Genomic DNA, 19,676 nt, shown 5'->3' with positions numbered 1-19,676 from the left:
GACTTCAACGGTTCACTCACCGCAGGCGAAATGTTCATGGGAGCGGGAAATCGAGCTTTTTAGGCTGCAAGCTGCATCATTGCCGTGCCTCCCATAAGAAAGAGAGACCTACTGTATTTTTTTGAGATCCTTCTAAATGAAGGATTTCAGGCAGACCGAACAGACTATACATCCGATGGAGGTTGAATGCTTGTGAACGAAGAATACGAAACTTTATTGAACGCCATTGAGAATAAAAAGGCGGTATTAGGTGTTGTGGGACTGGGCTATGTGGGACTGCCGCTGGCTGTAGAAATGGTCAAGCAGGGTTTCACGGTTGTCGGGATCGATCTTGATCCGAACAAGATTGACCGGATTTACCGCGGCGATTCGTATATTACCGACATTTCGTCAGAGGAGCTAGCCGCATGCATGGAGACCGGACGCTTCAAGCCGACGACCGACTACAGCATGATCGCGGTGATCGACGCAGTCAGCATCTGCGTACCGACTCCGCTCAGCGAAAACCAGGACCCGGATACGTCTTATATTACGATGGTGGTCGATCAAATCAAGCGATTCATGAAACCTAATCTGCTCATTACGCTGGAGAGCACAACCTATCCGGGAACGACGGAGGAGCTGATCCAGCATGAGATCGAGAAGCTCGGGTTCAAGGTCGGCAAGGACTTTTACCTGTGCTTCTCGCCGGAGCGGGTGGATCCCTCCAACAGCAAGTTCAATACGCGGAATACCCCGAAGGTGATCGGCGGCACGACCGAAGCTTGCCTTGAGCTGGGCGTTGCGCTTTACCGTCAGTATGTCGAGACGGTGGTTCCGGTCAGCAACCCGAAAGTAGCCGAAATGTCGAAGCTGCTGGAGAATACGTTCCGCAGCGTGAACATTGCCTTCGTGAATGAGATGGCGATGATGTGCGACCGGATGGGGATCGATGTCTGGGAAGTCATCAATGCCGCCGCTACGAAGCCGTTCGGATTCATGCCGTTCTACCCGGGACCGGGCATCGGCGGACACTGCATTCCGCTAGATCCGATGTATCTGTCCTGGAAGGCGAAGGGCTTCCGCTTCTACAGCAAATTCATCGAGCTGGCCCAATCGACCAACGACAATATGCCTTACTACGTCATCAACAAGACGGCAACGATACTGAACGAATATGCGAAATCGGTCAAGCGCTCCAACATTTTGCTGCTGGGCATGGCCTATAAACCGGATATCAGCGACCTGCGGGAGTCACCGGGGCTTGAGGTATATGAGCTGTTCAAGGAAAACGGGGCCAAGGTGGAGTACTACGATCCGTACGCCAGCAGCTTTGTCGACAAGAACGGGGTGACGGTCCGCAGCGTGGAATACGATCTGGCCAGATTCCGCAGCTACGATTGCATCGTGCTGATCACGAATCACAGTAAGCTGGACTACGGCACCATTGCATCCCTTGGTGTTCCGATTCTGGATACGCGAAATGCGTTTAAGGATTACGCGCGTCCGCATATCTATAAAATCGGCCATTCCGTCCAGCATGTGACCGAGCCGGACGAAGCGGTTCTGATCTAAAGACATCGAAAGGAGAGGAATGAGGTTGAACCACGCAAAAGCAAAGTACGGCATCCTTGCGGTCCTCATCGGTCTTTTGCTGCTGATCCTCTTTCTTCCCCATTCCGAGAAGGTGAATCAGAACAAGGCGACCTGGCTGTGGGATGCAAGTCTGATTCGGAACGAGACGGAGGAAATTGTCGCGTTCAGCGTGAATCACGGAATAACGACGATCTTCCTGCAGATCCAGCAGGATGTGCAGGAGGAGGAGTATCGCCGCTTTATATCGGCGGCATCGCGTCAGGGCATCCAGGTTCACGCGCTGGACGGCCACCCGGAGTGGGCTTACGAAAACGGCCGCGAAGAAGGGCTTAAGCTGTTGTCTTGGCTTGAGGCCTACAACCAAGCAGCCTCGCCGGAGGAGCGGTTTCAGGGTGTGCAGCTGGATGTGGAGCCTTACGTGCTGAAGCGTTGGGATCGCGAGCAGGCGCAGGTGGTGAAGGAGTGGAGCGCCAACCTGGAAGCCTGGGTGCAGGAGGCCGAGCGCATCGCCCTTCCCCTTAGCGCGGCGGTTCCTTTCTGGCTGGATTCCGTACCGGGGCCGGAAGGCAATCAAGCGGGCTCTTTCAGCCGCTGGATGATCGAGCGTACGGATTCGATCGCAATCATGGCTTACCGTGACAGCGGCGAGCAGATGTACGAGCTGTCCAAGGAGGAGCTGGAGCAGGCGGATGAGCTTGGCAAATCGGTTTGGATCGGGATGGAGCTTGCCAATACGGATGAAGGAGAGCATCTCACCTTCTATGCCAAGAGCCGGGGAGAAATGGAGGACGAAGCGAAACGGGCCGCCTCGCTCGGAAGCGAGCATCCGTCATTTGCCGGCATCGCGGTCCATCATTATCAGGCTTGGGTGCACAAGAACATGGCGATGGCTGAGGATGAGCAGTAGAGAGGCAACTATCCGGACATTCATCCCTTGCTCCGATCCGTGAATAATAGGCTTTGATTCTCGACGATAAAAGATTTGCATCAATGAACCGGAAGCGGTATGTTAATGATTGAGACTTCGTGTTTCGCAAAAACACCTTCGACGTCTTCATAGACGGGCGAAGGTGTTTTTTTGTTTCTAATTTTTTTGTTTCTAATTTTTTTGTTTCTATATTATTTGTTCTCTATAACCAGCTGCGGATGCCGTCAAAATCGATGCGCTACGAAAAAAATCCTGGGGGATTTGAGTCGCTGCCAAAATTTTTCGGAAAAAATTTTTTTGAACGGATAAAGTGGGTGGAGACGCGGATTACGGGCCGATAGCGGCTTTCCTTCGACCTATGGCGTCCTTCTGCATATTCCGACTTATTCAGATTTTATTTAGAGTGCCTCTATATACTGATCAATGGCATGCGGCTGGATCGATCAACTATCGCTCGCAAAAGAACAGGTGAAGCGGGATTTTCATGTCGAGTTTCTTTGAAAATGAAAGTAATTGATGAAAAAAATGAGAAAAGCTGTCGCAATTAGAAAAAATAATCTATATTCTAATTAGGAAATTAGAAGGGAGACTAAGGTCCCGCAATGAATAGAAGGAGTATAAATATGAATGGAATATCTACAAAATCACGGGCCGTGTTACGCAGTATCCTGATCGTCGTCGTTCTGTCGCTGCTGCCTGCGTGCAGCCTCTTCGGAGGATCTGCTGCAACCAAGGAGGAGCCCGGCCCGGTGGAGCCTGCAGCCAAGGTCGAACGGTTCACCGGCGAGAAAAGCCGGGAGATCGATTTCGTGTATACGGCGCGAAAAGAGCTGTCCTTGACCTTTAACGGCATGGGGGACAAACAGACGATGCAGGCACTGCTGAACGAGCTCGACACATACAATATCAAGGCGACCTTTTTTCTTCCCGGGATGAGAGTCGCGGAGGAGCCTGATATCGCGAAGGAGATTTTGGCCAGAGGACATGAGATCGAGAACAATACGCTCAACGCGCTCGATATGAGCAAGCTCGATTATGACAGGGTGTATAAGGAGATTCATCTGGCGAATGATGTGATCCAGCGCGAAACGGGCGTTCAGCCGAAGTATATTCGCACCCGTTCCGGCGACTACCCTGAGGATGTCCCGCTGGCGGCCGCGCATCTGGGGATGAAGGCCGTCGTAAGCTACAACATTAATCCGAAGGATCGCAACATGCAAAGTGCTAAAGAGCTTGGCGAGTATATCGCAAGGTATATGTCCAGGGGCGGAATTATTTCGCTGAACACGGACATCAATCCGGAAGTGGTCGGTTCCGTGAAGTATATTGCCGAGGCTGCCGGCGACATCGGGTATTCGCTTGTAACACTGGACGAGCTGGTGAACAACGGCGGCGTGCGGAAGCCACTGGAGCAAATTTCGGGCTACGACGCGGCCAAGATCAATCCTGATTATAAAAATTCGAAGTACGAGCTGGTCTACAAAGCTGATACGAATCGCAAAGAGGTGGCGCTGACGTTTGACGACTTTGGCAGCGACAAAACGGTGACCAAGATTCTGGACATCCTGGAGGAGCATGATGTCAAGGCAACCTTCTTCCTCCGGGCCAAGGGCGTCGAGTCCAACCCGAACCTGGCCCGGGCCATGGTGGAGGGCGGACATGATGTAGCCAACCATTCCTACAGCCATCCTGTTGTAACTACCCTTACTCCAGAGGAACTGCAAGAGGATGTCGTCAAAGCTCACCAAGTCATCACGGAAGCCATTCAGGAGCAGCCTGTCATGCTGTTCCGGCCGCCGACGGGCGTCGTTGACGATATCCGCGCCAAGGCGCTGGCGGCAACCGGATACCCGGTCATCGCCATGTACGATGTCACGACGCTGGATTGGGACGTGAGCAACAGCGCGGACGACATCGTCCACGGAGTCATGACGAAAACGGAGCCGGGAAGCGTCATCCTGCTCCATATGCTCGATGACATCCATACGATCGAAGCACTGCCAAGGGTGCTCGAAGGGCTCAAGGAGAAGGGCTATACGTTCGTGAAGATGGCGGACATGATCCAGGAATAACAATTTGCAAAATGGGGATGGAGTATAATGGAAATTTATCAGAAGATTGCGGACCGTGTTGATAAATTGGCGGTGGTGGGGCTCGGATACGTCGGGCTGCCGCTGGCCGTGGCCTTTGCCAAGAAGGTCGACGTTATCGGCTTCGACCTGAATTCGGAGAAGGTCATGCAGTACCGAAACGGCATCGACGCGACCGGGGAACTGGAGCTTGAGCTGGCTGGATCCACGGCGGAGTTTACAGCCGATCCGGATAAACTGAAGGAGGCCCGCTGTTTCATCGTGGCGGTCCCGACACCGGTCAAGAGCGGGAACGTGCCCGATCTGAAATTCGTGCGCGATGCGAGCCGTTTGATCGGCCGCGTGCTGGCACCGGGATCGATCGTTGTGTATGAATCGACCGTCTATCCGGGGGTCACCGAGGACGTGTGCATCCCGATCCTGGAAGAGGAGTCGGGGCTTGCCTTCGGAACGGATTTCAAGGTCGGCTACTCTCCGGAGCGCATCAATCCGGGGGATCGGGTGCATCGGCTGGAGAATATCGTAAAGATCGTGTCGGGCAGCGACCCGGAAGCGCTGGAGACGGTAGCCCGGCTCTACGAGCTGATTATCGAGGCAGGCGTGCACCGGGCCGAGAGCATCAAAGTCGCTGAGGCGGCCAAGGTGATCGAGAATGCCCAGCGGGACATCAACATCGCCTTCATGAACGAGCTGTCGATGCTGTTCAACGAGATGGATATCGATACGAACGCCGTACTGCGGGCAGCCGGGACAAAGTGGAATTTCCTGCCGTTCCGGCCCGGGCTGGTCGGCGGACACTGTATCGGAATCGATCCGTACTACCTGACTTACAAAGCAGAGGATACCGGGTATCATTCAAAGATTATTTTGGCCGGAAGGCATATTAACGACGGCATGGGCAAATACATCGCGCAGCAGGTTATCAAGCTGGCCGTTCAGAAAGGGCTGGACATTAGCCACGCCAAGGTGGCTGTGCTGGGGCTTACCTTTAAAGAGGATTGCCGCGATATCCGCAACTCCAAGGTGATCGATATTATCCGGGAGCTGCAGGACTACGGCGTGCAGCCGCTGGTGGTCGACCCTTGCGCCGATGGCAAGCAGGCCTATAAGGAATACGGGATCGAGCTGACCGCCTTGGAAGAGCTGCAGGATATTCAGGTTGCGATCGTGGCGGTTGCGCACAGCGAGTTCAAGCAGCTTGGAATTACGGAGTACACCGGGATGTTCGGCTCCGGCCAAGCAAACATCATGATTGATGTAAAGGGCATTTATCCGAGAAGTTTATTCGAGAATAACGGCTTCCATTACTGGAGCCTGTGACGATGGATGGGAGAGCTCAATGTTGAAATTTAGAAAAAAAGACAAGAGGATCAAGGAGGTTCTGACGGAACCCCGAGCCGACCGCCGTACCCTGTCCTACGTGCCCGATCCTGAACAGATCCGGATAACCGCCGACCGAAGAGGCAAGCATGCGATGAAGAACGGGAACGAGGGAGCCGATCCGGATTACCTGTACCAGCTGCGAACCCTCAGCCTGCGCTATGTCGCCGAGTTCGATGTGCGGATTTTTCCTGGCGGACAGGGGCGAAAAGCAGCCATTCAAGGGACCTCTTCAGACATATCGGCCACAGGCATGCTGTTGAAGCTGCCTGCAGCTAATCCTGCCGTTAAAGTCGGGGACAAAGTGCGGGCGAAATTCCGAATTCCACCCGGCGCCATGCCCGAAGGGTTTGAATCGGGCGTCCATATCGACGCTACCGTCGTCCGTACCTTCGTAGACACGACTGGCGGGGGCCAAGTCCACATGCTGGCTATCGAATTCGATAAGCCGCTGACGGAATACATGAAGCGCAAGCGCTGGGGCTACTCCGTATACTCAGCCAGCGCGCTGCTGCTGGGAGCCGTGCTCTTCATCATGCTCATGCGGGCGGAGAGCATCATCTATTTCAAATATAATATGGTCCTGTATTTGTACAGCTTGATCGCCGCGCTGTTTCTTCTGACCCGGTATCTGTTCGGCGCGCTTTACCGGGATGTGCCGATCAATCCGGAATATACGCCGGGCGTGTCGATCATCATCCCATGCTTTAACGAGGCGGAATGGATCAAGCGTACGATCCTCAGCTGCATGAATCAGGATTATCCGGTCGATAAGCTGGAGGTCATTGTCGTTGACGACCGGTCGACGGACCAGTCTGTGGAGCAAATCGAGGAGATGATTCAGCTCATCCATAACGAAGCGGAGCGGTACTCGACCCGGGACAGGCTCACGTACACGGTTCTGCCTGAAAATGCCGGCAAGCGGGTCGCGCTGGTGAAGGGCGTGGAGATGGCCAAGCATGATCTGGTCGTGTTCGTCGATTCGGACAGTTTCCTTGACCCGTCGGCGATTCGCCATCTCGTGCAGCCGTTTCAGGATCCGAAGATGGGCGGCGTTGCCGGCCGGACCGACGTCGAGAACAAGTATACGAATGCCATTACCAAGCTGCAAACGGTTCGCTATTATATCGCGTTTCGGATCATGAAGGCAGCGGAGTCGTGGTTTGACAGCGTAACCTGCCTGTCCGGACCGCTGTCCTGTTACCGGAAAGAGCTGATCCTCCAGCATGCGGACGCGTGGCTTAACCAGAAGTTTCTGGGGCGTCCGGCTACGTTCGGGGATGACCGGAGCATGACGAACTTCATTTTGAAGACGCATCGTACGACCTATCAGGATTCGGCGATTTGCTCGACGATCGTGCCTTCCCGGACAAAGGTGTTCCTGAAGCAGCAAATGCGCTGGAAGCGCTCCTGGCTGCGGGAATCGCTGCGGGCCGGAGGATTCATTTGGCGCAAAGAGCCGTTTATGGCCCTGTTCTTTTATATCGGCTTGATCGTGCCGATCGCCGCGCCGGTCGTCGTTGTTTATAACCTGATGTATGTTCCGATCGTTCACGGGATTTTCCCGGGGACCTTCCTGATGGGACTCCTGATGATGGCCCTGCTCATGAGCCTTGCGCATCTGCTGCTCCGGAAGAGCAGGCTGTGGGTGTTCGGCTTCGTGTTCTGCTTGTTCTATGAGTTCGTGCTGTTATGGCAAATGCCGGTCGCCTGGTTCACGTTCTGGAAATCGACCTGGGGCACGCGGGAAACGCCGCAGGACGTCGAGGCGAAGCTGAAGAAGGAAGCGCGCAGGCGCAAAGGCAAAAAATTCGGGCTGCCGCAGTAAAGGCAGCTGCCGATGTTGAAATGAGGATGGCGCAAAAATGAGTAAGAAGCGTAACCCTGCCCTCAACGTTAAGAGGAAAAATCGCAGGAAAGTCATAAAGGTCATCGGCCAAATCATACTCCTGGCGGTGGCGGCCGTCGTTTTGGTCAACGCGGTCTTCGACCTTCAAACCTACCAGGAGCCGGATAAGTCAAAATGGCGCCAGGACAAAGGCTTCATCGCCTTGTCCTACTTCGGAGTCGGCCGCAGCGGAACGTCCAAGCTGGTGTCGCAAGACCAGCTGGACGCCCAGCTCAAGGCGCTGCACGATCAAGGCTACGAGACGATCTCGCAGCAAGACGTGATCGATTATTACGAGAAAGGCGCGCCGCTGCCGGATAAAGCACTGTTCCTGTCGTTTGAAGACGGACGGAACGATTCCGCGTTGTTCGCGCAGCCGATTTTGGAGAAATACAATTTCAAAGCAACCTTCTTGTCTTATGCGGACAAAATGGGCAACAGCGAACGAAAATTCCTGCAGCCGAAGGACATGCTGAAAATGACCCGGACCGGCTATTGGGAGCTTGGGACGAACGGTTACCGCCTGAGCTATATTAATATTTTCGATGAGGACGGCCGCTACATGGGCGTCAAGGACGAAAAGGCTTTGACCGACAAATCGAACGTTGAGTATTACAACCATTATTTGATGGATTTTATCCGCGACGAGAATATGATTCCGCTCGAGAACCGCTCGGAGATGGAAGCGCGGATCGGCGCCGATTATGCGGCGATGCGCGACGTGTACAGCAGCAAGCTCGGTTACGTGCCGGGCGTCTATATGATCATGCATGCGAATGCCCTTGGAGAAGGGATGAATGCGCTGGTGGACAAGGCGAATACAGAGCAGATCCGGCAAACGTTCACCATGAATTTCAGGCGCGAGGGGACGGCTATGAACGACAAGCAGGGCGATCTGTACAACTTGACGCGTGTCCAGCCGGCGCCTTACTGGTCCACCAACCATCTGATCATGAAGCTGAGCAAGGATTCGGGGCAGGATATGACGTTCGTGACAGGCGACGAAAAAGAGGCAGCCCGCTGGGCATTGGAGAGCGGAGCGGCCGAATTTGACGGCAGCCGCATCACCGTAACCTCTCCTCCATCCGCGGAGGGACGCATTCGGCTTAGCCAGGATCCCGGCGCTGATACGACCGTAACGGCCAACCTGCTCGGCAACGTGGTCGGGCGGCAATCGATCTATGTTCGTTTGGACGAGCAGGAAGATTCGTTCCTGCGGCTTGTTCTGGAAAATAATGTGCTTCGGGTAGAACAAAAAGCACCCGGCCAAGAGCCGGAAGAGCTGTTCGAGCAGACGCTGCCAGACGTGAAATGGGGCGAAGAGGACTTAAGGTTCGATAAAGCATCCGTATACACGAAGGAGCAGACTTTATCAGGGGATCGGGACGATGATGAAGAATATCCGATCAATATTCTCGGCAACAGGAAGCTGGAGATGACGGCACTGGGCGATACGCTAAAGGTTAGTATTGACGGCCAGGTTATCCTTGACAATCAGACGGTGGACAGCGCAATCCGTGGAGGCGGTGTGGCTCTGGGATCGATGTATCATGAGCAGAACAAAAAGGATGACATTTATGACGGGATCTTCGAGAACGTAACGGTAACTGCCATGGACGCGGATGGCGGCAAGGACGTACGGTATACGAACAAGCCTTCAGGCTTGGAAGGCGTCGTTTGGCGCGTTCGCCGGACATTCGATACGGCTGTGAATTGGGCAATCGAAACTTTCTAAATGGATCGAGCCGTTGAAATCTTCTTAAGTGAGATCCAGGAGGTAGCGACACCCAGGTGAAGTTTAGGCGGTCGACACACTCTAGATGGAGAGACCAGGTGGTCGGGACATCCTTGGTAAGATCATAGATGGACGAGACACTCTAGATGAGAGATCCAGATGGACGAGACATCGTGTGTGAGACCGTTCTTGAGTAAGACCCGGTCTGTTAAGGCACTCAGGTGAGTTTAGATGACCCAGAACATCCTAGATGAGCTCCAGATGGATGGAACATGATCAGAAGGTGGCGGTACTTATGAGCCTCAACAAAAAATGGATCTGGGCGGCGGCCGTCACTGTTCTCGCTGCTGCGTTTTTTCTGTGGCGCGAATGGAGAAGCGGAGCGGATGAACCGCCGCCACAGCCGTCGTCCGGGATTCGCCTGTCCGCGTGGATTGCGGATTGGCAGTGGAAGCCCGGGGTGCTAGATCTGGAGCAGCTTGGCGGGAGCGTCAAGGAGCTTAGCATGTTCGCGGCTTATTTTAATCACCGGGATGAGCTTCATTTTACGGAACAGTACGGAGAGGCGCTGCCTGAAGTCCGAGAGGCTGCGACAGCAGCCGGCGTGGAGCGCATGCTGCTGACCATCGTCAATGATCGGTTTGGCGAGGATGGAACGGCGGTTCAGAAGGACCCGGACCTGGTGTCAAGGCTCGTAGCTACGGACACGGCACGGGAGGCGCATATCAATCAGATCGTCGAGACGGCGAAGAAATCCGGATTCGGCGGGGTAGAGATCGACTACGAGAAGGTTCATAAGCGTGATCTTGGCGAGCTGACTTTGTTCTATGGCGAGCTGTACGAGCGCCTTCAGGCAGAGGGATTGAGCCTTCGCATCGTGATCGAGCCCGGCATGAAGACGGAAGGATTGGATTTTCCGGAGGGGCCATCTTATGTCATGATGGCCTATAATCTGTACGGCGGCCACAGCGGGCCGGGACCGAAGGCCGACCACCGGATGATCCGGAATTTAGCCGACAAGCTGCGCCGGTTTCCCGGAAACACCTCCTTGGCGCTGTCGGTGGGAGGATTCGATTGGCCGGATGGCGGTAAGGTCGTTTCGCTGACCGAGAAACGGGCAGCCGAGCTGGCGGCCTCAAGCTCCGCCGCTCCGCAGAGGGATGCCGATAGCGGCGCTTTGCACTTCGAGTATACGGACGATGCAGGTGTCCGTCATACCGTGTGGTATGCGGACGGGACCACGCTTGCAGGCTGGATGGCAACGGCGATGAGCGCCGGCATTTCGGACATCGCTATATGGCGTCTGGGCGAGCTCGAGCCCGATACGCTGAAGCGGTTGAGGGAGGAGGCGGGCAGTTGATCAGCTTGAAGGAGCCAAAGTAGCAGGTAAAAGCCCGAGCAAGTCCCTTTGGGGGACTTGTGGAGCTAAAGTGGCAGGTAAACGTCAGAACAAGTCCTTTTTAGGGACTTGTGGGAGCCAAGATGGCAGGTAAGCACCGGAGCAAGTCCCTAATAGGGACTTGTGGAGCTAAAGTTGCAGGTAAAAGCCTGAACAAGTCCCTTTGGGGGACTTGTGGAGCCGAAGTGGCAGACAAAAGCCCGAGCAAGTCCCTTTTGAGGACTTGTGGAGCCAAAGTAGCAGGTAAAAGCCCGATCAAGTCCCTTTTGAGGACTTGTGGAGCTAAAGTTGCAGGTAAAAGCCTGAACAAGTCCCTTTTGAGGACTTGTGGAGCCAAAGTAGCAGGTAAACGTCAGAACAAGTCCCTTTTGAGGACTTGAGGAGCCAAAGTGGCAGGTAAAAGCCCGATCAAGTCCCTTTTGAGGACTTGTGGAGCTAAAGTTGCAGGTAAAAGCCTGAACAAGTCCCTTTGGGGGACTTGTGGAGCCGAAGTTGCAGGTAAGAGCCTGAGCAAGTCCCTTTTGAGGACTTGTGGAGCTAAAGTGGCAGGTAAACGTCAGAACAAGTCCCTTTGGGGCATGAGCGTTGCATAAAACCTATCACAACTTTTGCTGAAGTTACTATTTCTGTAACTACCTGTATCTTTTTCATGGACAAAACAAAAAAAGGCTCCTAATTTAGAAGACGTAGCACGTTGTCCACGACCTCTAAAAAGGAGTCCAAACCATGGATAACGTAACCCAAAACACTGTCGTTCGTCAACTGCTTTCTTTACTGCCTTTGGATGTACACGATCGACTCCTTCATGCCGATCGCTACGCCAAGAAGCTCACCATCAACAAAAGCATTCTCATTTTCATTCTGGCTCAGCTCAACCATTGGCAAAGCTATATCGAGATGGAAGAACAAATTTATGCACACTCTGAAATTCGGTCCATCCTCGATCTGCCCAGCATCAGCGCAGCCCAATTGTCACGGAAACTCAGCGAAATCCCGACGGAAATCTTGCACATGCTTTTTCTCCATAGCGTTGCCCGTGTCCAGAAGCTGACGGCTCACCAGCAGGGCATTTCTTCAACCATTGGACCTCTGGCACTCATTGATTCGTCGAAAATCACACTCCCCTTGGTACTTGGGGATTGGGCCAGAGTTTCGCATACCTCCAGCGGGGTAAAGCTGCATGTGCGGCTCGTAGCCGCTTCACCCGAAGTGGTATATCCGGACGCTGTCATCCCATCGACTTTAAACGTAGGCGACCGAGCCGGGGCGGTCGAACTGGTCACCGAGCAGGCGGCAACTTATGTCATGGACCGTGGTTATGATAGCTACAAAAACATGGATAACTGGATGGAGCGCGGCATTCAATTTGTCATGCGAATGAGAGATCGCACCTCAATCCATGTTGTGGAGGAACGAGAAATCCCTCCAGGAAGTCCGATCACACGAGATGCTCTTGTGAACGTAGGTAGCGGTTGGCGCAAGATGAAGGAACGAGTCCGGCTCGTAGAGTTTTATGATGAGCAGGGGCGCTATTATCGCCTACTTACCTCTCGACAGGACATAACGGCCGAAGAAGTAGCTCATATCTACAAATGCCGATGGCTTATTGAACTTTTCTTTAAATGGATAAAGCAGCATCTGCGCCTAAAAAAACTGCACAGCTATAAGCCGCAAGCGATATGGAACCAGATTTACCTTGCGCTGATCGCTTACGTGCTGGCACAGTATATGCAGCTACGTCTAGAAACCAAGAAAAGCGTTTGGCGTGTCCTTGAATTGTTTCGAATTCACATGTATCATCCGTGGTCCCAGTTCTTGAACGCTCTGTTTCGAGCACCTACGCGAACAACTTCTGGAAAGCCACGCGGTGCACCAAGGAAGGTACCTGAATTACGAACGAGCGTTGGCATTTTTAAAACAAGCAAAGTGACTTAGGAAACGAAAATCTTGCACAAAATACATTTTATGGGAAAACGTAGCTACATTTAAGAAGTGTTGGATCTTTTAGTGTAATTCTCGAAAAAACAACTGTAAATTAATTGTTCTTATTCAGATTTCATCCAAGTGCTTGCAGATGTAAAGATTTATGCAACGCTCATGCCTTTGGGGGACTTGTAGAACCAAAGTAACTGGTAAACGCTCGAACAAGACCCTTTTGGGGACTTGTAGAGCCAAAGTAGCAGGCAAAAGCTCGAGCAAGTCTCTTTAGGGGACTTGTGGAGCAACCGGAGCTCCTCTGTTAAAGGGGCAAAGAGGTTTGGCAAAAATGCGAACTCGGTAGCTACCGTTTAAATTTGCAAATGAACGCGGCAATCGATCAAAAATAAAAGTGGCGGCACACAGATCACATCCCGTGCGCCGCCATTTTTTGTTTTGAATTAGGGAGAAAACGTAAGCTGACCTACTTATGGGGCTGTTTTCTTCTTAATACACGTTAAAGCGCAGATACGCGCATACTTACCAACGTGAGAGTCACAGGCGATAGGCGCGCTTTTTCCATCTGGAGAGTCACAGCTGGTACTGCGCATTTTTGCCATCAAGGATCAATGAATGAGCTTGGATTCCCTAGCCTTGCGGACCAGTCCGCTGCTCGCCCGGTTGATCGGCTTCTTAAGGACGATGCCGATTACAAGGGCAATGGCGGCGAATATTAGCAGCATCAGCAAATCCTGAATGACGACATCCCATAGGATGCCGCCAACGGCTTCACGCATCATGCTGATGGCATAGGTGAATGGCAGATATGGGTGCAGCGCCTGGAAGAAGGGCGGCGTCATCTGGATGGGGAACGTGCCCCCCGCGCCGGCCAGCTGCAGAACGAGCAGCACGATCGCCAGCGCCTTGCCGACATTTCCGAACACTGAAACAAGCGTATAGACGATCAGCATGAATACAGTGCTGACCAGAAGAGCGAATACGATGAACCAGTTCGGATCGGCAACGTAGGTTTTCAGCAGATACAGATCGCCAACCGTGACGAACAGCGCCTGCAAAAGCGCGATGGTGAGAAACGTCAGGTATCGTCCGAAATACACCTCCACACTGCGAGGACTCCTTTCCTCATCATGAACGTCGACCGTGAGCAGCGAAACGAGCAGCAGCGCCCCGACCCACAGCGATAAGGTGGTGAAGAAGGGGGACATGGCCGAGCCGTAATTGGGAATCGGATACAGCCGATTTTCCTTCAAGACAACAGGCTCGGCAAAAAATTGGCTTTCGAGCTCGAAGTTGTTTTGCAACAAATCGATAATCTCCTGAATATCCCCGCCTGCCTCCAGCTCGCGTATTTTATTGGCCAAATTCGTGATGCGCTGCTCCGCCTCCGGGAGCCGGCTTTTCGCGAGCTGTACTTCTTGACCGCCGAGCTTCAGGCCGGCCCCGGCATCCTTTAGAAGCTTCTGGATATCCGGAACGCTTGCCAGCGCCTTATTGAGCTCGCTCTTTACCCGCTTCGCCGTGTCTTCGCCTTTGTTGAAGGCACCTCGAATCGCCGGGCCGATCTCGCTGTCATACCGCGTGAGCAGAGTGCCGGTCACTGTGTGAATGTCATCTGCCAGCTTCTTCAGCTTGTCGATCGACTCTTGCGGCGGCGTGTCTCCTTTCTCAAGCGCCTCTCCGATTACGGTAAGAACGGACTCGGCGGAGGCAAGCCGAGCGGCGATTTCATTCAGCCGTTCCGCCCCCGAGGCGGCTGCAGGGGAGATGCTGCCGAGCCGCTGGAACAGTGCGCCGAGTCGCTTGGCTGCCTCTGATCCGACCTTGGCCCGCTCTGTGGCGGCTCGGATCCGGCGTTTGAGCTCTTCGGGATCGATATCGGTCTGCCCGAGCGCATCCGCGGCTTGCGATATGGTACCCGATACTTGCTCGAGCACCTCCAGATCCTGCCGGATCGCGGGATCAAGCGAAGCGGAGGCCTCGGCTGCGCGATCTGCAAATTCAGCCAGCGCCCCAGCCATCTGCTCTCCTGTCTGCGCGATATCCTTGAGGCGTGGCAGCGCGGCATCGGCCTCCTTAACAAGGCGGCTGGCGAGCTTGATATCCTCCTCAGCCGTCTTGACCGCTTGATTCAGCTCAGGGAAACTGTCCTCCAAACGGAACAGCAGGTCCCGGACCCTGTTAATGGTCGGCAGCTCGTTCTTGATTTCGATGCCCAGCCGGTTGAAAATTTCAAAGATGGTTCCGTTGGCCGTTTTGATGAAGTTTTTACTAATCTCCTCCACGACGCCCGATGCGCCCTGTGCGGTCACTTTTGGGGAAATGGCATTGATCTTTTCATTCGTATAATACAGAATTTCGGCTTTGATCGGTTCATCCCCAAGCACGGTTCCAATGCGTGCTGAAAAATTCTCGGGTATGACGATGGCCGCGTAGTCATCGCCGCGGCGCACGCCTTGAACCGCCTTTTCGCTGTCCTCCGTGAACCTCCATCCCAGCTTTTCGTTGGTTTTCAGGGATGCAACGATTTCTTTACCGAGATTAATCGGCTGATCGCGCAGTGTGGTGCCTTTATCCAGATTGGCTACGGCAATCGAAATGCCCGATGTCTGGGCGTAGGGATCCCATGAGGCAAGGATGTTAAACCATGCGTACAGCGAGGGAAGGACCGCAAGCCCGAGAATGATGACGGATGCGGCCCAGTTTCGGGTTATTCTTCTGAGATCGGCTGCATAGATATGGAAGATATTCTTCATAAAAGCTCCTGCCTTGTCCGTATTTGGAGCTTAGTATGGCTTATAAACGATTTTGGGATACCGCCCCGATCCGTGAAGCGAGATCCTGAATAAAGGCAGCCGAATCGAATGCCAGCATGCACTCGTATCCTCTGCACAAATACTTGATTTCGAATCCGGCGGCGGTACGGCTGCGGCCCAGGATGCGTATGCCGCGGCGCCGCATCTGCTGTCGGGCCGCCCAGAGCCGGTCCGCGTTGTCTTTGCCGGCATGCCGGAGGAGGAGAGCATACAGGTCAGCCAGCTTGAGCTCTAGGGTTGGCAGCAGACGAATATCGCGTTTAAGCACGGATTCAAGGACCGCATGCAGCATGTAGTCTTGAATGAGGGCTTCGTCCTCCCGGGTGGGAAGGGGGGGAGCCGACCGTTTCATGAGCGACACATCCTCAACAATAGATTCATCAGGGAACATATGTTCTAGTATACCCATGGTATGCCAATCGTATGCTTCCTGCAATCCATAATTTTTGCCAGAAGGGAGGGGCGGCAACGAAGGCATCAAAACCGCTTAATTTTTACAAAAGTTTATGTGATTTCCATTAATTGAATGCTGTCTGTTTAGCTTGCTGCTCTTTTGTGTTATAATACTGTTAGCAGTCAACTAAAAGAGAAAGGATCAGGATACCATGAGTCCCCGAAGGACGAATCCCCAAAGGACGATTTGGAAACGTTATGATCTCTCATACACATAGCTTCCTTCGTAGAGCGAAGTCGGACGTCTGAAGACCAGGACGGTCTCTACGAAAGGAATGGGAACTATGGTTCGAAGGATGAACTCCTCACGGTTGCCTCTGCGTAGAGATTGGCCTGTGTCTGACCAATCTACTACGACAAGAGGGATCCTGTATGAGGAAAAATCAAGAGTCGATTATCGCCATGTCGGCGATGATGTTCGGAACGTTTTTAATGGCATTTGCGTATTACCACATTAATTTTTATAATCATTTGACGGAAGGCGGATTTGTTGGCCTGGCGCTGCTCGGCAAGTATGTGCTGGATATTCCGCCTGCGCTCAGCATGATCCTGATGGATATTCCGGTATTGCTGATCGCTTGGTTTGTAAAGGGAAGAAAATTCATCATTCATACGGTTGCGGCAGCGAGTATGTTCACGCTCTTCTACGCGTTGATGGAGCGATACTCGACGCTCGTCATCGATCTTGGGAATAATCTATTGGCAGCTGCGCTGCTGTCCGGGGTGTTGACCGGCTTTGGTGCCGGCATCGTCCTCCGATTCGGCGGAGCTACGGGTGGAGATGACGTGATCTCTGTTCTGTTCAGCGAATGGAGCGGACTGAAGGTAGGAACGGTCTTTTTCCTAATGGATGCGATCGTGCTTCTCCTTTCCCTGTTCTATATGCCGCTGGTTGAAACCTTGTATACCATATTAGCCGTATCCATTGCGGGGCAAATTATCACGTTGACGGTAACCTTCGGTACGGAGAGAACCGGCAAGAAGCAAGGCCCGAAGCCAGCGCGCTCCCAGCGAGCCGCCGTTGCGCCGAAACCTGCGCAGCATACGGTAAGCGGTCGGTGATGATCCGGGTGTACGAGAGGAAGGGGCGGTCTATGCTTGAGCCCCAGTGTGAAATGCACTTGTTCAATAAGCGAATCCATCATACAAGCAAAACGGCCTTTTTCCTGAATGTGATCGGGGGGAAGGCCGTTTAACTTGTACTGGCGTTATATTGGCGTCTTAGAGGCAAGGAAAATGCGAATACTGCACCGAATAAGAAACACAACCATGCCGATCGGCTCTTGGTCTGCTTACGATAAAAAAGAAGACCGGTCTAAAGCTGCGGCAAACCTGAGCTTCATCCTGAACATCCGATATGGGGCAAAACATTATGGAATAGGAGGACAGATATGAAACGAATGCCATTTGAGCGTCCTACCGAGCATTACGATGAGGGGGTTTATCACATTGATGAACAAATTTGCAAGCTGCTAAAAGAACGCAGGGAGCTCTCTAACCATAATCCAGGCTATCCGCCATTTGAATACATAGAGAAATGGGCAGCTGATTATGATATCTATCCCGATTATTTAAAATTGGTGTTTGGTGCATTGTTAAACGAACAATATTTTAAACCCGTCGTAAAGCCGACCGGATTCAGAAAGCATATTCCCGTGCTGAAATCCGTGGAACAAGGGGAATTCTTCTATACCGTGACCTCTGTACGGCAATATGACAATGCAAGCGTAGTCACCTTCAATATGGATTGGGACGTAACAAACGAATCGGAACAATCATATGAACTGAAGCATTTCGAATTATATGTGGGGGATGAATACGACTGCAGCATGGATACCGGACGCAGTACCTCTGGTCATTCCTCGTTTAACTACATCATATCCCCGCCGCTTCCTGATCAAATCCAAGGGATGGAATTCATTTTCAGTGAGTTCAGCAGACCCTTCTCGAATAAACCAACAGGCCAAACAATCACGATACGAGCAGATTAATTTCCATTTCATAAATGAAACCAGTGGCTTGGGTAGTGAGTGTTTAGCTTTTCCTAGAATATTAGCGGGATTCGATAGACACAACCAATATGAAAAAAAACAAGTCCCGTTCTCAGGACTTGTTTTTCTATAAATGATATAGGTAGCGTAAACCATCAGGCTACTCCTTCTCATCCGGATGGTTCTCGTCCCACTCCTGGGCTTTGGCCGTGGCGATGGCAATCGCGCGGCCTTCATCGTAATCTTCCTCCAGCAGGGCGTTCGCGATTTCCACGGCTTTGTTCCGGACCCGGGGCTCGAGGTTTTTCATGGACGGCGGATAGTCATGCTTGCTCCAAGGCATCGTGAAATCCCTCCATTTATATGTTCGATTACTGTCATATTACCCGGTCGGGCCCGATATTAATCGGATGCAAAGACCGAAGACCCGCTTACTTCTCAAACAGCTGCAGGTATTCGCCGTAGCCTTCCTTCTCCAGATCCTCCTTCGGAACGAACCGAAGCGCGGCCGAATTGATGCAGTAGCGAAGGCCGTTCGGCCCTGGACCGTCGTCAAACACATGCCCCAGATGGGAATCGGCTTTCTTGCTTCTTACCTCGGTGCGCACCATCATGTGGCTAAGGTCGAGCTTCTCCTTGATGTTGTGCTCGCGGATCGGCCGCGTGAAGCTCGGCCAGCCGCAGCCGGCATCATATTTGTCGGTCGAGCTGAAAAGCGGCTCGCCGGAGACGATATCCACATAGATGCCTTCGCCGTCATGGTCCCAGAACTCGTTGCGGAACGGCGGCTCGGTCGCGTTATTCTGGGTGACCTCATATTGGATCGGGGTCAAGCGCTGCTTAAGCTCCTCTTTATCGATCGGCTCGGACCAATGGCGCTCGATGAAATCCTCCCTGCCGGAGCCTTTACGATACCGCTTGTAATGGCCCGGATTTTTTTTGTAATAATCCTGATGGTACTCTTCCGCCTCGTAAAACGTGCTGGCCGGAATAATCGGCGTTACGATCGGCTTATCGAATCTACCGCTTGCCGCAAGCGCTGCCTTGGATTGCTCGGCGAGCTCGCGCTGCTCCTCGGTATGATAGAAAATAGCGGTACGGTAGGACGTTCCGCGATCATAGAACTGCCCGCCTTCATCGGTCGGGTCAATCTGCTGCCAGAACAGCTCCAGCAGCTTCTCATATGGGAAGACCTCCGGATCATACGTAATTTGGACGGCCTCGTAATGGCCGGTCGTATCGGAGCAGACCTCCTCGTAGGTCGGGTTCTCGGTGTGGCCGCCGGTATAGCCGGACACCACCTTCAGGATGCCTGGCAGTTCGTCAAACGGAGAGACCATGCACCAAAAGCACCCTCCGGCAAACGTGGCCAGTTGACTTGGGGCTGTACGATTATCCATATTTTATCCCTCCATGCGTTCATTACAAGATGATGAAACCTTATGTTCTATTATAATCTTTTTTACCCGGTGAAACCAAAATTTCG

At 52.9% G+C, this 19,676-nt stretch carries 14 protein-coding genes; 10 read left to right on the top strand and 4 right to left on the bottom strand.

The window, feature by feature from the left end; translation table 11 throughout:
* The first annotated feature begins 192 nt into the window (after positions 1–192).
* The 8 genes from NSQ46_RS19960 (at position 193) to NSQ46_RS19925 (ending at position 12,930) form a co-directional block, all read left to right on the top strand.
* Entirely contained in the window at positions 193–1,554 is a 1,362-nt protein-coding gene (locus NSQ46_RS19960; RefSeq protein ID WP_341033898.1) for a nucleotide sugar dehydrogenase, read from the top strand.
* Between the two features lie 19 nt (positions 1,555–1,573).
* Entirely contained in the window at positions 1,574–2,482 is a 909-nt protein-coding gene (locus NSQ46_RS19955) for a hypothetical protein (protein ID WP_034275207.1), read from the top strand.
* 644 nt (positions 2,483–3,126) lie between these two features.
* Positions 3,127–4,575: a polysaccharide deacetylase family protein gene (locus NSQ46_RS19950; RefSeq protein ID WP_342574466.1), complete on the top strand. Its 1,449-nt coding sequence runs from the start codon at positions 3,127–3,129 to the stop codon at positions 4,573–4,575.
* 27 nt (positions 4,576–4,602) lie between these two features.
* The gene (locus tag NSQ46_RS19945; RefSeq protein ID WP_342574465.1) at positions 4,603–5,913 is read left to right on the top strand and encodes a nucleotide sugar dehydrogenase; all 1,311 of its coding nucleotides are present in this window, start codon (positions 4,603–4,605) and stop codon (positions 5,911–5,913) included.
* A 19-nt stretch (positions 5,914–5,932) separates the two neighbouring features.
* Positions 5,933–7,801 (top strand): glycosyltransferase, encoded by a 1,869-nt coding sequence (locus tag NSQ46_RS19940; protein WP_342574464.1) that lies wholly within the window; start codon positions 5,933–5,935, stop codon positions 7,799–7,801.
* Between the two features lie 37 nt (positions 7,802–7,838).
* Complete coding sequence (locus NSQ46_RS19935; protein WP_342574463.1) at positions 7,839–9,596, top strand: polysaccharide deacetylase; 1,758 nt, start codon at positions 7,839–7,841, stop codon at positions 9,594–9,596.
* A 295-nt stretch (positions 9,597–9,891) separates the two neighbouring features.
* Complete coding sequence (locus tag NSQ46_RS19930; RefSeq protein ID WP_342574462.1) at positions 9,892–10,956, top strand: glycosyl hydrolase; 1,065 nt, start codon at positions 9,892–9,894, stop codon at positions 10,954–10,956.
* A gap of 765 nt (positions 10,957–11,721) precedes the next feature.
* The gene (locus NSQ46_RS19925) at positions 11,722–12,930 is read left to right on the top strand and encodes an IS4 family transposase (RefSeq protein ID WP_342574451.1); all 1,209 of its coding nucleotides are present in this window, start codon (positions 11,722–11,724) and stop codon (positions 12,928–12,930) included.
* Between the two features lie 608 nt (positions 12,931–13,538).
* Here the strand turns inward: NSQ46_RS19925 and NSQ46_RS19920 are convergent.
* Both NSQ46_RS19920 and NSQ46_RS19915 read right to left on the bottom strand, forming a co-directional pair.
* Positions 13,539–15,686, bottom strand: coding sequence for a YhgE/Pip domain-containing protein (locus NSQ46_RS19920; protein WP_251536912.1), 2,148 nt, complete (start codon positions 15,684–15,686; stop codon positions 13,539–13,541).
* 40 nt (positions 15,687–15,726) lie between these two features.
* A complete protein-coding gene (locus NSQ46_RS19915; protein ID WP_007133090.1) occupies positions 15,727–16,098 on the bottom strand; it encodes a hypothetical protein in 372 nt (123 codons plus the stop codon).
* A gap of 473 nt (positions 16,099–16,571) precedes the next feature.
* Here NSQ46_RS19915 and NSQ46_RS19910 point away from each other — a divergent pair, with 473 nt between their 5' ends.
* Positions 16,572–17,261, top strand: a complete 690-nt coding sequence (locus NSQ46_RS19910) for a YitT family protein (RefSeq protein ID WP_028407303.1) — start codon at positions 16,572–16,574, stop codon at positions 17,259–17,261.
* Between the two features lie 329 nt (positions 17,262–17,590).
* On the top strand, positions 17,591–18,190 hold the full coding sequence (locus NSQ46_RS19905) for a chorismate mutase (RefSeq protein ID WP_210095758.1): 600 nt from the start codon (positions 17,591–17,593) through the stop codon (positions 18,188–18,190).
* A gap of 160 nt (positions 18,191–18,350) precedes the next feature.
* On the opposite strand, the gene NSQ46_RS19900 is transcribed toward NSQ46_RS19905, so the two are convergent.
* Together NSQ46_RS19900 and msrA are read right to left on the bottom strand one after the other, a co-directional pair.
* Complete coding sequence (locus NSQ46_RS19900) at positions 18,351–18,533, bottom strand: hypothetical protein (protein WP_028407302.1); 183 nt, start codon at positions 18,531–18,533, stop codon at positions 18,351–18,353.
* Between the two features lie 88 nt (positions 18,534–18,621).
* Positions 18,622–19,590 (bottom strand): peptide-methionine (S)-S-oxide reductase MsrA, encoded by a 969-nt coding sequence (gene msrA, locus NSQ46_RS19895; protein WP_007133085.1) that lies wholly within the window; start codon positions 19,588–19,590, stop codon positions 18,622–18,624.
* Positions 19,591–19,676: the final 86 nt, after the last annotated feature.

It is taken from the genome of Paenibacillus sp. FSL M8-0142 (assembly GCF_038597315.1).
In the GTDB taxonomy this organism is placed as follows: Bacteria; Bacillota; Bacilli; order Paenibacillales; family Paenibacillaceae; genus Paenibacillus_AQ; species Paenibacillus_AQ lactis.
This window is presented reverse-complemented; position numbering and strand designations above follow the sequence as displayed.

Coding starts and splice junctions, on each gene's coding strand:
- NSQ46_RS19920 (WP_251536912.1), bottom strand. CDS start 15,686: ATGAAGAATATCTTCCATATCTATGCAGCCGATCTCAGAAGAATAACC.
- NSQ46_RS19930 (WP_342574462.1), top strand. CDS start 9,892: ATGAGCCTCAACAAAAAATGGATCTGGGCGGCGGCCGTCACTGTTCTC.
- NSQ46_RS19925 (WP_342574451.1), top strand. CDS start 11,722: ATGGATAACGTAACCCAAAACACTGTCGTTCGTCAACTGCTTTCTTTA.
- NSQ46_RS19905 (WP_210095758.1), top strand. CDS start 17,591: ATGAAACGAATGCCATTTGAGCGTCCTACCGAGCATTACGATGAGGGG.
- NSQ46_RS19945 (WP_342574465.1), top strand. CDS start 4,603: ATGGAAATTTATCAGAAGATTGCGGACCGTGTTGATAAATTGGCGGTG.
- NSQ46_RS19910 (WP_028407303.1), top strand. CDS start 16,572: ATGAGGAAAAATCAAGAGTCGATTATCGCCATGTCGGCGATGATGTTC.
- NSQ46_RS19955 (WP_034275207.1), top strand. CDS start 1,574: ATGAGGTTGAACCACGCAAAAGCAAAGTACGGCATCCTTGCGGTCCTC.
- NSQ46_RS19935 (WP_342574463.1), top strand. CDS start 7,839: ATGAGTAAGAAGCGTAACCCTGCCCTCAACGTTAAGAGGAAAAATCGC.
- msrA (WP_007133085.1), bottom strand. CDS start 19,590: ATGGATAATCGTACAGCCCCAAGTCAACTGGCCACGTTTGCCGGAGGG.
- NSQ46_RS19950 (WP_342574466.1), top strand. CDS start 3,127: ATGAATGGAATATCTACAAAATCACGGGCCGTGTTACGCAGTATCCTG.
- NSQ46_RS19915 (WP_007133090.1), bottom strand. CDS start 16,098: ATGAAACGGTCGGCTCCCCCCCTTCCCACCCGGGAGGACGAAGCCCTC.
- NSQ46_RS19900 (WP_028407302.1), bottom strand. CDS start 18,533: ATGCCTTGGAGCAAGCATGACTATCCGCCGTCCATGAAAAACCTCGAG.
- NSQ46_RS19940 (WP_342574464.1), top strand. CDS start 5,933: ATGTTGAAATTTAGAAAAAAAGACAAGAGGATCAAGGAGGTTCTGACG.